This window comes from Bacillus sp. SD127, assembly GCF_058566445.1.
The window spans coordinates 3,807,848-3,820,858 of sequence record NZ_CP191226.1; the positions used below are offsets into that span (position 1 = coordinate 3,807,848).

Below are 13,011 nucleotides of genomic sequence, written 5' to 3' on the forward strand. Positions count from 1 at the left end.
TCAATTGGACTCCTCCTTATAGGCGTGATAGTCATCCTCTGAGATGCGGACAAATGTAACAATATCTCCTGCTCTTAATAACGTTGGCGGGTTTTCCTGCGGCCGGAATAGAGCCAGCGGCGTTTTGCCAATCAGCTGCCAGCCGCCCGGTGTCGAAATCGGATAAACGCCTGTTTGCAGTCCCGCAATTCCGACTGAACCGGCGGGAATCGATGGTCTTGGCGATGATTTCCTTGGAGCTGCAATGCGTTTGGACATCCCGCCTAAGAAAGGAAACCCCGGTGCAAAGCCCAGCATATACACCACATATTCACCGCCTGTATGAATCTCAATGACCTCTTCGGGTGTGAGATGATTGATCTTCGCCACCTCTTCTAAATCAGGCCCGAATTCACCGCCATAGCAGACGGGAATTTCAACGATGCGGCGGCTGCTTTCATAATCAGCCGTTAATTCTCCGAGCCGCTTATGAATATCGCGTTTCACCTTCTCAAAAGGCGAGCTGATGCCTTGAGGCAAATGCTTATACACTTCATATATATCATAAAATACGGTAAGACTCGTAAAAGCCGGGATACATTCAATGAATCCCGGAAACGGCTGTTCTTCTATATAAGCGGCAGCGGCATGGACAAGACCGTTTACTTGCTCGCTTATTTCTTCTCCAAATCGGATCATCATTGCAGAATCACCGAGCTGTTCGATTTGTAATCGTTCAGTCATCTTTCTCACCTCGTTTATTTCTCGTTCATCAGGAGGACGAGAGGTTACAGCACCGCAAGCGACTCGTCTCGAATATCTGTGATGAGCATATGCCCCGGCGCATGTGTGATGACCATTTCAGGTTTTACATTCATAGCCACAGCTTGCGGAGTTACCCCGCATGCCCAAAATAGAGGAACCTCGCCTTCACGAACAGAAACGGCATCTCCGAAATCTGGATTGCTCAAATCCTGTATGCCGATCGCTTTTGGATTGCCGATATGAATCGGTCCTCCGTGCACAGCCGGAAAACGCGAGGTCACCTGTGCGGCGCGTACAGCGAGCCGTTCAGGAACCGGTCTCATACTGACAACCATCTGTCCATGAAACGGCCCCGCCGGAACACAATCTATATTCGTTTTGTACATTGGAACGTTCGTCCCCTCGTCGATATGTCTGACGGGTATTCCATGATTGATCAGCGCTTGTTCAAAAGAGAAACTGCATCCGATCAGAAAGCCGACAAAATCGTCCTCCCAGTATGGCGTAATATCAGATACCTCATCTGCCAAAACACCGTGCCTGTATACACGGTATTTTGGAAAATCCGTTCTGATATCCGCATCTGGCGCTGCAAGCGACGGCACAGGCGAACCGGATTCCGTCACATCCAGCACCGGACAGGGTTTTGGATTCCGCTGGCAAAACAGCAGAAAGTCAAATGCCAGATCTTTTTTCAAAATCACAAGGTTCGCTTGAGCATAGCCGCCGGACATTCCGGCGGTCGGCCCGTTTATTTTCCCCTCTCGTATAAGCGCGCGCACATCTCTTGGCGCCATCTTGTTCAAATGATCCACTCTTATCAGCTCCACAATTGAGGAAGTTGTGTAAACAACGTGTAGACGCCCATAATCGCCATGACGATGACAACCAATGCACCTGAGCCTGTCAGCCAAAGCGGATGCTTATAATCACCGACAATGTTTTTCTTATATGCGGCAATAAGCAGCGTTCCAAGCGCAATCGGCAGAATCAAACCGTTCAGAGATCCGACAAGCACGAGAATTTTTGCCGGCTGGCCGATGGTGACGAAGGCTAATGTAGAAACGACAATAAATCCGATAATAATGGCGCGTGAATTCTTTTCAATTTTTGGAGAAAAGGTTTTAAAAAACGAAACAGATGTATAAGCGGCTCCGATAACAGACGTAATGGCCGCTGACCACATGATCAATCCGAAAATTTTATAACCGACATTTCCCGCTGCCAGCTGGAACACAGAGGCCGCCGGGTTACTTTCATCAATGTGCAGGCCTTTTGAAACAACGCCGAGCACAGCTAAGAAAAGGGCGATCCGCATGATGGATGTAATTAAAATGCCAATAACTGAGCTTTTTGTCACCTGGGGGATGGATTCCTTGCCTTTAATCCCTGCATCAAGCAAACGATGTCCGCCGGCAAATGTGATATATCCCCCGACGGTTCCGCCGACTAATGTGACAATTGCAAATATACTGAAATGTTCAGGGACAAACGTGTTAGCCACAGCCTGTCCGACCGGCGGCGCTGTGGTGACCGCAACAAAGACAGTTAAAATAATCATGACAAAACCCGCGATTTGCGTAAAACGGTCCATCGCTTTTCCTGCTTCCTTGATGACAAAAATCAGAATGGCGATGACGGCGCTGATTAAGGCGCCTGTTTCTGGTGTAATACCGAACAAGACTTGAAGTCCGAGCCCAGCCCCTCCGATATTCCCGATATTAAAGGCAAGTCCGCCAAGCACGACGAGAATGGCGATAAAATATCCCAGTCCGGGAAGCACCATATTCGCAATCTCCTGGCCCCTTTTTCCTGAGACCGCAATGATGCGCCATACGTTGGTTTGAGCGAAGATATCCAAAATAATAGAAATGAAAATAACAAAACCGAAGCTTGCTGCGAGTGTGTTTGTGAATGTTGCGGTTTGTGTCAGGAATCCCGGGCCGATTGCTGATGTCGCCATTAAGAAGGCGGCCCCCATCAGCAATGACCAGCTGCCCGTTTTTTTCCCTGCTGTTTTTTTCTGCTGCTCCATCTATTTTCCTCCTTCTGATTACTCCTGCGCTGAAATAGCAGTCACTTCGATTCCGGCCGCTTTAAGCTCTTTTCGTATTTTTTGCGCAAACGTCAGCGCGTGGGCTCCATCTCCATGAATGCAAACTGTATCTGCTTTTAATGACACATCATGTCCTTGCTGAGATTTGACCGTCCCTTCTTTCACCATTTTGATCACCTGAGTGACGGCGGCATCATCGCTTTCAATGAGTGCGTCCGGCTGGGAGCGCGGCGTGAGCGTCCCGTCCGCTTGGTATGTTCTGTCGGCGAACACTTCACTTGCTGTTTGAAGCCCGATCCGTTCTCCCGCTTTTACAAGCTCGCTCTCAGCAAGGCCGAAAAGAATCAGTCCTGGATCTACCTTGCAGACAGCTTTTGCAATGGCGTCCGATAGCTTCTGATCGACTGCGGCCATATTGTACAAAGCGCCGTGCGGCTTGACGTGCTGCATGTGAAGTCCTTCCGCTTTTAAAAACCCTGACAAGGCGCCAATTTGATAAACCACAAGATCATATGCTTCCTCTGGAGAAATCGCCATATTTCGGCGGCCGAAGCCGAGCAAATCCGGGAGTCCCGGGTGAGCGCCGATTTTCACGCCTTTTTCAGCAGCAAGGGCAACTGTTTTCCGCATGACACTTGGATCCCCTGCATGAAATCCGCATGCGACATTCGCTGAAGTAACAAACTCTAAAATATCTTGATCAAGACCTATCGTATAGGCTCCGAAGCTTTCCCCTAAATCACAATTTAAATCAACTTGAAACACAGAATCCCTCCTGCCAAGCAAACGATTGCTTTATGTATTTTATTGTTCCGAAATTCGGAACGACTATTCCGAATTTTTGAACTTTATTTCATTATATTCAATCATATCAGTTTGTGAAATAACTTTGTTAGAAAACCTACCATGGTCCTAGAAGAAAATCTCCCTGATAAAAAAAAGAAAAGAGTCCTTATCTCAGGACTCTTTTCTTATAGTACCCAATGACGTATCGCTTTAGCGACGCCATCTTCTATATTTGTATCAGTGATCCAATCAGCCGTTTCCTTCACGACGTCTTGGGCATTGCCCATCGCTACGCCCAGTCCGGCTTCTTTGATCATCGCGATATCATTCAGGCTGTCGCCCATCGCCATGACATTTTCCATCGTAAAGCCGAGTTTTTCAGAAACCTTCGCAAGGGCTGCGGCTTTGTTGATGCCGAGCGCGTTGACCTCGATGTTTGTCGGGCTTGAGTTTGTGATTTCGAGCTCTTTATTTTTTCTGAGCTCCGCCAGCACTTCGTTTCGGATGTCGTCATCCTCTATGTCAAATCCGAATTTAAGCCATTCATGATCAGTGATGTTTTCCGGGAACTCGCCTCTCCACACTTTGTTAACAGTTGAAGCCCAGAAATTAGTGTTGTGCTTATTCCGCAAATCCCACATCATTTTGATGTGATCCGTGTGGAGCAGCTTGCGTTCCACTAAATTAAAATTCGAGTCCCAGATTTCGCTGCCGTTAGCCGTGATTAAAAAAGACGACAGCTTCAGCGACTCAGCCAGCTCCCGGCACGTCATCAGCGTCCGGCCCGTACTGATGACCACGTAAACGCCTTTATCCTCCGCCTCACGAATCGCGTTGCGGTTTTCGTCTGAAATCAGCTGCTCGTCATTCAGCAGTGTTCCGTCCATATCAATAGCAATCAGCTTGATATTCACATCTTCTCTTTGAACAGACATATATGTACCTCTCTTTATCTTTTAGTTGTTCTGGTTCTATTCTAATACATTATACCCAGCGGAACAAAACAGCCATTTCACATGTTTCAAGTGGAGGCATTAGAGGAAAACAAATGGTGAGGTGATAAAACATGAAAGAGAGAAAACAGCAGAACCGCCCTAATGAAAACCCCGAACATAATGACTTGACCGATCCGATACCGAATGAAGAGCTGAAGGAAAACATGAATGATGAAAAACAAAAGCGGCAGCAACGAGATGACTCACAAAGCGAACGGGATTACGATACGAAATAATAGAACCCCTCACAAATCGTAGTGAAGGGTTTTTTTCATTTTTCAATATAGATGCCGATTTCCGCTTCAGCAACAGGCTGCCCGCCCACTGACGCCTTGGCATGTCCAAACACAAACCCGCGCCGGTTGCGCGTGACTTCAAACGTAAGATCAAGCCGGTCACCGGGTATGGCCGCGCCCAGCTTTTCCGCTTTCTTCACGGAAGACAATAAGCCCAAGCTGTTTTCATCTGTAATTCCTGTAAAAGCCGCGGTTTGCGCAAGTGCTTCAATCACAAATGAAAACGGCATTTCTGTTTGCGTGTCAGTGATAAACCAGTCGTTCTCACTGACCAGCTTATAAGCAGCTGCATGCTTGCCGGGCTCGCTTTCTGTCACGCCGTCAATCAATAAAAATGGGTAGCGGTGAGGCAAAGATAATAAGTTCATTCTATTTCTCCTTTTTTTGACCATTATATATCAGCCTAAAGCTGAACGATAGGATATAATGGAAAAAATACAAAAGGAGACCGTTATGCCCCAAAAACCGCTCGTCATTCTCGCACACGAAATATACGGTGTAAACAGCCATATGAAAAAAATCGCCCGCCTGATCAAAATGGCTGGATATGATGTGATGACACCTAACCTGCTCGGTGATGGTGAAGTTTACAGACCGCAAGAGGAAAAAACCGCATACGAACAGTTTACAAAACTTGAACGGCTGAAAACAGGAGAAATCATCATTCAAAACTTGATTAGGCAAAACGCGGGACGACGCATTTTTGTGATCGGGTTCAGCGCAGGTGCAACGATCGCATGGAAATGCAGCAGTATGCCTGAGGTGAGCGGAGCTGTATGTTATTACGGTTCCCGGATACGCGATTGCCTTGATCACATTCCTTCCTGCCCGGTTCTATTGTTTTTCCCTTCATATGAACCGTCGTTTGATGTTGCTCTTCTCGTCAAAAAACTGCGGGAAAAACAGCATCACGATTTGGAGATTTATCAATTTGATGCTTTTCACGGCTTTGCCAATCCTGATTCGGTTTATTTTGACAGGGCAATCTTCTTCAAAACGCTTTCCATCATAAAAAACGAGGCAGAAAGTCTGCCCCGCTCTGTTCTATCAAAGTTTTCTTAAACGCACACAAATTTCGTCAGTGACCTCTTCCGTCGTGCTTTGTCCGCCAATGTCGCGTGTTTTAATGCCGTCAGCCGTGACTCGTTCCATCACATTGAGGATCTTTGCCCCCAGTTCTTCCTCTCCGAAATGGTCAAGCATCAGCTTCGCTGTCCAAATCTGGCCGATTGGGTTGGCAAGGCCTTTGCCGGCAATATCCGGAGCTGAGCCATGAACCGGTTCGAACATGGATGGGTACTTGCCGGACGGGTTAATGTTCGCAGACGGCGCAATGCCAATGCTTCCCATCAGGCTCGAGCTGATGTCGGTTAAAATATCACCGAACAGGTTGCTCGCCACAATGACATCAAACGTTTCCGGACGCGTCACAAAAAAAGCGGCCAACGCATCAATATGCTGGGATGACGTTTCAATCTCGCTGTAATCAGCAGCAGTCTGCTGAAAGACTTCATCCCAAAACGGCATTGCGTGATAAATTCCGTTGGACTTTGTTGCGCTTGTCACATGGCCGCGCCGTTTTTTCGCCAATTCGAAGGCAAAACGCATGACACGTTCTGTCGCTTTTCTCGTAAACACGGCATTCTGGATGGCGATTTCATCGTCACCCCTGTGAATGCGTCCGCCGATTTCACTGTATTCACCTTCACTGTTCTCGCGAATCACCACTAGATCAAAATCGTTCGGATGCCGCAGCGGCGACGTGATGCCGGCCATTTGTTTGGCTGGTCTCATATTAATGGAAAGCTCAAGCTCTCTCCGGATCTTCAGCAGCAGCCCCCATAAGGAAATATGGTCGGGAACCAGTTTCGGATTTCCGACCGCTCCCAAGAAAACCGCTTCAAATTGAGTGAGCGTATGTATTCCGTTCTCAGGCATCATTTTGCCGTGCTCCATATAATAGTCACAGCTCCATGGAAATGACGTAAATGAGAATGACAAACCTCCGTGAACCTCAGCTGCTGTGTGAAGCACTTTCTCAGCAGCGGCTACAACCTCTTTTCCTACTCCGTCTCCCGGTATTGCCGCAATCTCGAATTGTTTCATCGTCATTCTCCTCCCCCTGTTATCGTAAGCGTTTTCTATTATACTAGATTGCGAGATGGTAAAAAAAGCCCGTGACGTATAGTCACGGGTCCGGTTATTGATTCAATTTCTTTAAAACGATGGCATGCAGCGGTTCATGAGACGGAATACCGCACACCTCGTGAAGCACTCCGCTGTATCCTTTTTCCGCGATCAGCGCTTGCAGCTCGACCGCTTCCGGATCACCGGCAAAGTCGAATCGCAGTGCCGCAGCAATGCCTTCAGCCAGCGCATTCGGCTCTTTGATTTTCTTCGCCGGACCTACAAGCCTGTCATTTTCTCCAAGCTTTCTGAGCGGCGATCTCGCTACACGGGTTACATCGTCGGTGATAAATTCATTTTCAAAGCGGCCGATGATTTTTTTAATATATTGCTCGTGTTCTGATTGCTTAAAATGATACGTTTTGATGAGATAATCACCGGTTTCAAGCAGCGCTGAGTGAACAACACGGCGGATTTCCGGATGATCGATCGCTTCTTTTATCGTTTTTAATCCGCGCTGATAGCCGACATAGGCCGTTACAGCATGGCCGGTATTAACGGTAAACAGCTTTCGTTCGATGTACGGCGTTAAATCATCAACAAACAGCGCCCCTTTTATTGCCGGTGTTTCCCCTATAAAGCCTGATTCGTCGATGACCCATTCAAAGAACGGCTCAACCGACACTTTGAGCGGATCTTCATGATGCTGAATCGGCACGATCCGGTCAACCGCGGAATTTGGGAATCCGACAGTGTTGCCGACAGCCTCCTGCTCCGCCTCTGTTAAGTGGCTGTATACTTCTTTTTTTAAGAAGCTGCTTCCGCCAATCATATTTTCACAGGCAATGATATTCAGTGTGTCGGCAGAGCTTCTTCGTCTTAAGCCTTCTGCGATAGACGGGGCAATCAGCTTTAATACATTCGGGCCGACAGCCGTCGTGATGAGCGCCGCCTCATTGATCAGCCGATACAGCTCCTCCGGCTGGCTGCCGCTGTTGATGGCGCTGACCGGGCCGATCACCTCTGACGAACGCCCTTCTTCTGCGAGTTCAACAGTGTATGCCCGTTTTTCATTAAGGAGGCCGACCATCGTGTCATTAACATCCGCAAACACCACTTCATAGCCGGAGTGGTGAAGCAGCGCACCGATAAAGCCCCTCCCGATATTTCCCGCACCGAAATGTAAGGCAATCATGCTAGTTCACCTCGTTGAAAATCGCGATCAAATCTTCTTCGCTTTTCGCAGAAATCAGGCGTTCAATGTTTTCTTCTTCTGAGCAGATGATGGCGATGTTAGACAAAATGTCTAAATGCTCGTTATTTTTTCCGGCAATGCCGAATACGACTTTGGCTGTATTTCCTTCTCCATACTCTACTCCGCCAGGAATTTGAATGATCGAAATCCCTGAGTGAAGCACTTCGCTTTTGGCATCTTCTGTGCCGTGGGGGATGGCAATAAAATTCCCCATAAAGGTAGAAGATGTTTCTTCCCGTTCAAACATTTTTTCAATATAATCGTCTGTCACGTAGCCGTTGTCAATCAGCGTTTGGCCCGCCAATCTGATCGCTTCTTCTTTTGTTGCAACCGTTTGATTGAGTTTGATGTTTTCTTTTGCGAGTACTTGCATGAGTATCACTCTCTTTCTATGAGATTACTTTTTTAGCTTTTCAATAAGCTCGTCATATTTCGGACTGTTTAAGAAGTTCTCCACTGATATGTGCGTCGCATTTGGCAGCTTTGCCTTTGCTCGATCTGTTAAGTCTTTGTGGGTAATGACAATATCCGCATCGCTCGGCAGATTGTTAATCGCCGTGTTGGTCACGCTGATATCCAGGTCAGCTTTTTTGACTTTGTTTCTTAAAATCGAAGCCCCCATCGCGCTCGAGCCCATTCCGGCGTCACATGCGAAAATAATTTTATTGACGCTTTCAGGAGACAGCTCAGACGCTTCCTCAGCTTTTGCTTGTTCTGCCTCTAAAGCAGCGGCAGCTTGGCTTTTCTTCCCCTTCATGGACTGCATTTTTTCTGTTGCCGCTGCGAGATCTTCTTCGCTTGCTTTCGAAGACTTCAGGATCACTGCTGATACGATGAACGAAACGGCTGCAGCGACCAATACGCCTGCCAGCACGCCGAAGTATCCGCCTCTTGGCGTCATGGCCATCAATGCGATAATGCTGCCTGGTGACGATGCTGCAACTAGACCGGCATTAAAGATAGAGAACGTTAGGAGTCCGCTTGCTCCGCCTGCAATCGCTGCCAGAATCAATGCCGGCTTCATTAAAATGTACGGGAAGTAAATTTCGTGAATCCCCCCGAAGAAATGAATGATTGCCGCTCCAGGAGCCGTTGATTTTGAAGATCCTTTTCCAAAGAACATATACGCGAGCAAAATGCCGAGCCCCGGTCCAGGGTTTGCTTCTACTAAAAACAGAATTGACTTTCCGGTATTGGCTGCCTGCTCGATTCCAATCGGGCTTAAGATACCGTGGTTGATCGCGTTATTTAGGAACAAGACCTTCGCCGGTTCCACGAAAACGCTTGCAACAGGCAGTAAGTTAGCGTGTACAATGACCTCTACACCGGCTGCCAGTAATTTATTTAACGTCAGAACGACTGGGCCGATCGCATAAAACGCGAGAATCGTTAAAGCCGCGCCGACAATTCCTGCCGTAAAGTTGTTAATCAGCATCTCAAAGCCTTGTTTTACTTTATCCTTGAATAATTTATCAGTTTGCTTAATGAGATATCCGCCCAGCGGCCCCATTATCATCGCGCCTAGAAACATCGGAATATCCGACCCGACAATTACTCCGATTGCCGCCGTCGCACCGACGACTCCGCCGCGGTGGTCATAAATCATTTTTCCGCCTGTATACGCTATCAAAAGCGGCAGTAAATACGTAATCATCGGGCTGACCAGCGTATTCAGCTGCTCATTCGGAAACCATCCCGCCGGAATAAACAAAGCGGTAATGATACCCCACGCGATAAACGCGCCGATATTCGGCATGATCATTCCGCTCAAATAACTGCCAAAGCGCTGAACTTTCATTTTTATGCCGCCTTGCTGCTGTTCTTGCTGCATATATAAACCCTCCCTGTTTTGTTTGTCGCTAAAAGAATGATAATGTCAGAGAATGATGCTTCCCTTTGACTCTATATTAAAACGCTTACAGTGTGTGCACAATTGAAAGTAAAGAGGACTTTGGCACATGGGTGTGACAATTTTTTAAAAATAAAAAGACTCCTGTTTTAGGAGCCTTTTCTCTTTCCTCTATAAATAATCTTGCCGTTTTGAATCACATACTTCGCGATCATCCGTTCACTCACAATAAATACAGGATACGCGCACACAAGCGCAAAAACTGCCATCGGCACATGCTGAACGGCCGGAATCATTGAGCCTGCCGCATTGCGAAGGAGCATCAAAAGATAAATAAGCAGCACGATGAGTGCCAAAGACACAATCATAATCGGAGCTGATACTTTATATTCGTAAAGCCGTTCCCGGCAGTGTCCGCAGCGAAATTGGCACGGGACATTTGACGATCTGACCATGTCGCCTGTCAAAGGTTTGCCGCAGTTCGGGCATACTGTTTCTTTCATATGGTATTTTCACTCTCCATTCATATGTCCATTATACCAGAGACCCTTCTGTTTCGTTTTGTTACTGTTCAACACATTTTCACATTTTTTATCATCAGCATACTTGTCTCGGTCTTTGAAATCCTCTACGCTTAAGAAGATCTTAATGAAGGGGATGTATGAATGCTTCCGATTAATAGACAGCAGCACATACTTGAGTGGCTGAAAAAAGAAGGCGCGCTCAGAATTTCTGATATCAGTCAACGGTTCGGTGTGTCAGAAATGACAGTATACAGAGATGTGAATCAGCTTGTCCAATCAAACCAGGTGATGAAAACGGCCGGCGGCATCACGCTCCCAGTCCGTGCGCCTCAGGCTGATCACATGTGCAGCTATTGCCTAAAGCCGGCCAATCAGGCTTATTCAGTCCAGCTGATCACGGTGACACAAGACATTGAACAGCTGTGCTGCGCACATTGCGCGTTTTTACGGTATGCAGATAAAACAGAAGAGGTCTCTCATTTGATTTGCAAAGACTTTCTGTTGCAAACTACGGTCAGTGCCGCTTCGGCTTATTTTGTTGTAAACGCCGAATTAAATCTGCACTGCTGCCAGCCCCAGGCCATACCGTTTGCGACTCTCGACCATGCTGAACGTTTTCAAAAAGGCTTTGGCGGTGCCGTCCGCACCTTCGATCAAGCGCTGGAAGACATGCTGAGAGACAGAAAAAAGCGCTGCACCTGCACCAAGAAATAACACAATATAATTAGCGGAAGGTGGTGTCTGAGTAATGCAACGAAACAGATGGTGGATCATACTTCTGCTTTTTCTTGTTTTCCTGCCGAAAACAAGCTTTGCTCACGCCTATATTGTCAAATCTTCGCCCGGAGAAAACAGTGAATTAAAAAGCGCTCCCGCACAGGTGGAAATTGAATTTAATGAACCGGTTGAAGAGGGCTTTCACTACATTAAAGTCTATAATTCAGACGGCGACCGGGTGGATACGGACAAAACAGAAATCAAAAAAGACAACAATCACATCATGACCGTGAAGCTGAAAAAGAATCTGCCTAATGACGTATACAGAGCGGAATGGAATGCCGTTTCGGCAGACGGGCACCCTGTTTCCGGCGTCATCCCGTTCAGCATCGGAAAAGCGGATGGAGGGTTCAGCAGCCAGAAAACATCAGGCTCAGCCCTGAATCCGGGAACAGCAGCAGACCGCGCCATTCTGTATACAGCCTTTTCTCTGTTTATCGGGACCGTTTTCTTCCATCTCTTCTGGTATAAAGGGGACGGAAAAAAACTCGCCAAACGGACGAAGCGTTTGCTTGTCATCTCAGTCACTGTGCTGGGGCTGGCGCTCCTGCTTCAGCTTCCGATACAGACAAAAGCGAATGCAGGCGGCGGCTGGGGCAATGCCTTTCAGCCGGGGTACATGAAGGAGACGCTGTTTGAAACCGCGGGAGGCACAATTTGGATGATTCAGGCCGTGCTGTATGTACTGCTTGTCCTGTCTGCCATCCCAGTGTTACGCAAAAAGCGTTTTGCGTCCTTCGCATATTGGACGGCGCCGCTCATTTTCTTTTTCGGTCTCCTGCTTGCCAAAGCGTTTACCGGACATGCCGCTGTTGTTGAAGAAAAGACAGTCGGTATCCTGATGGATTTCCTTCATTTATCGGCCGCCTCCATCTGGATCGGCGGAATAGCGGCCATCGTTTTACTGCTGTCACAGGAGTGGAGACAGCCGGACAAAACGCTTGCTTGGGAGACGGTGAAACGGTTCTCTCCATGGGCGCTCACAGCAGTCGGTGTCATTTTGTTCTCGGGCTTGCTCAATGGATTTTTCATCATTCGGTCAATGGATTCACTGTTCCATACGGCGTATGGCCAAGCCTTGTTAGTCAAAAGCGGACTGTTTGTTTTGATGCTGATTCTGGGCGGTATTCATTTTCTGCTCACCAGAAAACGGCAGGGGTCCAAAATCACCCGCACGCTAAAAGCGGAATGGGCAATCGGCATCGCTGTCCTGATCACAGCTGCCGTATTTACAAGTCTGCCAAGTCCGCCTGAGCCTGCACCCGAACCGTTTTATCAAACGAAAGCGATTGAAAACGGGCAAAATGTTTCTCTCAGCATCAGCCCGAACCAGCCCGGCAAAAACGAGTTTGAACTCAGGGTTACCGATCATAACAGAGACCCAGTAAAAAACATTCAGCAAATCACCTTGACCGTTTATAAAACGGGACTGTCAGGCAGCAAAAACAAAAGCACGTTTCAATTGAAGGAAAAAACAGATGGCATCTTCCAGACTGAAAACCTGTCCATTAATGAAAAGGGAAACTGGAAGATCAAAGTCCACGGACTGACCGGCGACTTTAACGAAATCAATATCATGTTTACAAAGACAAATTAAAGGAG

Annotated in this window: 15 protein-coding genes; 4 read left to right on the plus strand and 11 right to left on the minus strand. The window is 47.5% G+C overall.

The annotated features are described in order from the left end of the window. From pxpB to ACQVGS_RS19860, 5 genes are all read right to left on the minus strand, one after another. Window positions 1–723 (minus strand): 5-oxoprolinase subunit PxpB, encoded by a 723-nt coding sequence (pxpB, locus tag ACQVGS_RS19840; RefSeq protein ID WP_127695958.1) that lies wholly within the window; start codon window positions 721–723, stop codon window positions 1–3. Between the two features lie 44 nt (window positions 724–767). Continuing rightward, window positions 768–1,541: a putative hydro-lyase gene (locus ACQVGS_RS19845; protein WP_127696918.1), complete on the minus strand. Its 774-nt coding sequence runs from the start codon at window positions 1,539–1,541 to the stop codon at window positions 768–770. 23 nt (window positions 1,542–1,564) lie between these two features. Next, window positions 1,565–2,779, minus strand: a complete 1,215-nt coding sequence (locus ACQVGS_RS19850; RefSeq protein ID WP_400152723.1) for an NRAMP family divalent metal transporter — start codon at window positions 2,777–2,779, stop codon at window positions 1,565–1,567. An 18-nt stretch (window positions 2,780–2,797) separates the two neighbouring features. Beyond that, complete coding sequence (pxpA, locus tag ACQVGS_RS19855) at window positions 2,798–3,565, minus strand: 5-oxoprolinase subunit PpxA (RefSeq protein ID WP_127695960.1); 768 nt, start codon at window positions 3,563–3,565, stop codon at window positions 2,798–2,800. A 206-nt stretch (window positions 3,566–3,771) separates the two neighbouring features. Continuing rightward, the gene (locus ACQVGS_RS19860; protein ID WP_024120241.1) at window positions 3,772–4,521 is read right to left on the minus strand and encodes a Cof-type HAD-IIB family hydrolase; all 750 of its coding nucleotides are present in this window, start codon (window positions 4,519–4,521) and stop codon (window positions 3,772–3,774) included. A 131-nt stretch (window positions 4,522–4,652) separates the two neighbouring features. Between ACQVGS_RS19860 and ACQVGS_RS19865 the strand changes: the two genes are divergently transcribed. Further along, window positions 4,653–4,817 (plus strand): YczO family protein, encoded by a 165-nt coding sequence (locus ACQVGS_RS19865; RefSeq protein ID WP_024120240.1) that lies wholly within the window; start codon window positions 4,653–4,655, stop codon window positions 4,815–4,817. Window positions 4,818–4,852: 35 nt separating this feature from the next. Here ACQVGS_RS19865 and ACQVGS_RS19870 read toward each other — a convergent pair whose 3' ends face one another. Continuing rightward, window positions 4,853–5,245 carry a 3-hydroxyacyl-ACP dehydratase FabZ family protein gene (locus tag ACQVGS_RS19870; RefSeq protein WP_286109140.1) on the minus strand — a complete coding sequence of 131 codons (393 nt, stop codon included), beginning with the start codon at window positions 5,243–5,245 and terminating at the stop codon, window positions 4,853–4,855. An 85-nt stretch (window positions 5,246–5,330) separates the two neighbouring features. On the opposite strand from ACQVGS_RS19870, the gene ACQVGS_RS19875 reads away from it, so the two are divergent. Beyond that, the gene (locus tag ACQVGS_RS19875; protein ID WP_106020998.1) at window positions 5,331–5,939 is read left to right on the plus strand and encodes a dienelactone hydrolase family protein; all 609 of its coding nucleotides are present in this window, start codon (window positions 5,331–5,333) and stop codon (window positions 5,937–5,939) included. Here ACQVGS_RS19875 and ACQVGS_RS19880 read toward each other — a convergent pair. From ACQVGS_RS19880 to ACQVGS_RS19900, 5 genes are all read right to left on the minus strand, one after another. Then, window positions 5,925–6,989, minus strand: coding sequence for a tartrate dehydrogenase (locus tag ACQVGS_RS19880; RefSeq protein ID WP_106021000.1), 1,065 nt, complete (start codon window positions 6,987–6,989; stop codon window positions 5,925–5,927). The two genes, ACQVGS_RS19875 and ACQVGS_RS19880, sit on opposite strands and share 15 nt — an antisense overlap. A gap of 88 nt (window positions 6,990–7,077) precedes the next feature. Beyond that, window positions 7,078–8,199: a mannitol-1-phosphate 5-dehydrogenase gene (locus tag ACQVGS_RS19885; RefSeq protein ID WP_188323529.1), complete on the minus strand. Its 1,122-nt coding sequence runs from the start codon at window positions 8,197–8,199 to the stop codon at window positions 7,078–7,080. A gap of 1 nt (window position 8,200) precedes the next feature. Further along, window positions 8,201–8,632, minus strand: coding sequence for a PTS mannitol transporter subunit IIA (locus ACQVGS_RS19890; protein ID WP_059291950.1), 432 nt, complete (start codon window positions 8,630–8,632; stop codon window positions 8,201–8,203). Window positions 8,633–8,656: 24 nt separating this feature from the next. Next, window positions 8,657–10,090: a PTS mannitol transporter subunit IIBC gene (locus ACQVGS_RS19895; RefSeq protein WP_254518044.1), complete on the minus strand. Its 1,434-nt coding sequence runs from the start codon at window positions 10,088–10,090 to the stop codon at window positions 8,657–8,659. Between the two features lie 167 nt (window positions 10,091–10,257). After that, window positions 10,258–10,611, minus strand: a complete 354-nt coding sequence (locus ACQVGS_RS19900; protein WP_044161850.1) for a hypothetical protein — start codon at window positions 10,609–10,611, stop codon at window positions 10,258–10,260. A gap of 162 nt (window positions 10,612–10,773) precedes the next feature. On the opposite strand from ACQVGS_RS19900, the gene cutR reads away from it, so the two are divergent. Both cutR and ycnJ read left to right on the plus strand, forming a co-directional pair. Next, window positions 10,774–11,346 carry a copper uptake transcriptional regulator CutR gene (cutR, locus tag ACQVGS_RS19905; RefSeq protein ID WP_254518043.1) on the plus strand — a complete coding sequence of 191 codons (573 nt, stop codon included), beginning with the start codon at window positions 10,774–10,776 and terminating at the stop codon, window positions 11,344–11,346. A 34-nt stretch (window positions 11,347–11,380) separates the two neighbouring features. Further along, window positions 11,381–13,006, plus strand: coding sequence for a copper transporter YcnJ (gene ycnJ, locus ACQVGS_RS19910; RefSeq protein WP_491830466.1), 1,626 nt, complete (start codon window positions 11,381–11,383; stop codon window positions 13,004–13,006). Window positions 13,007–13,011 lie beyond the last annotated feature (5 nt).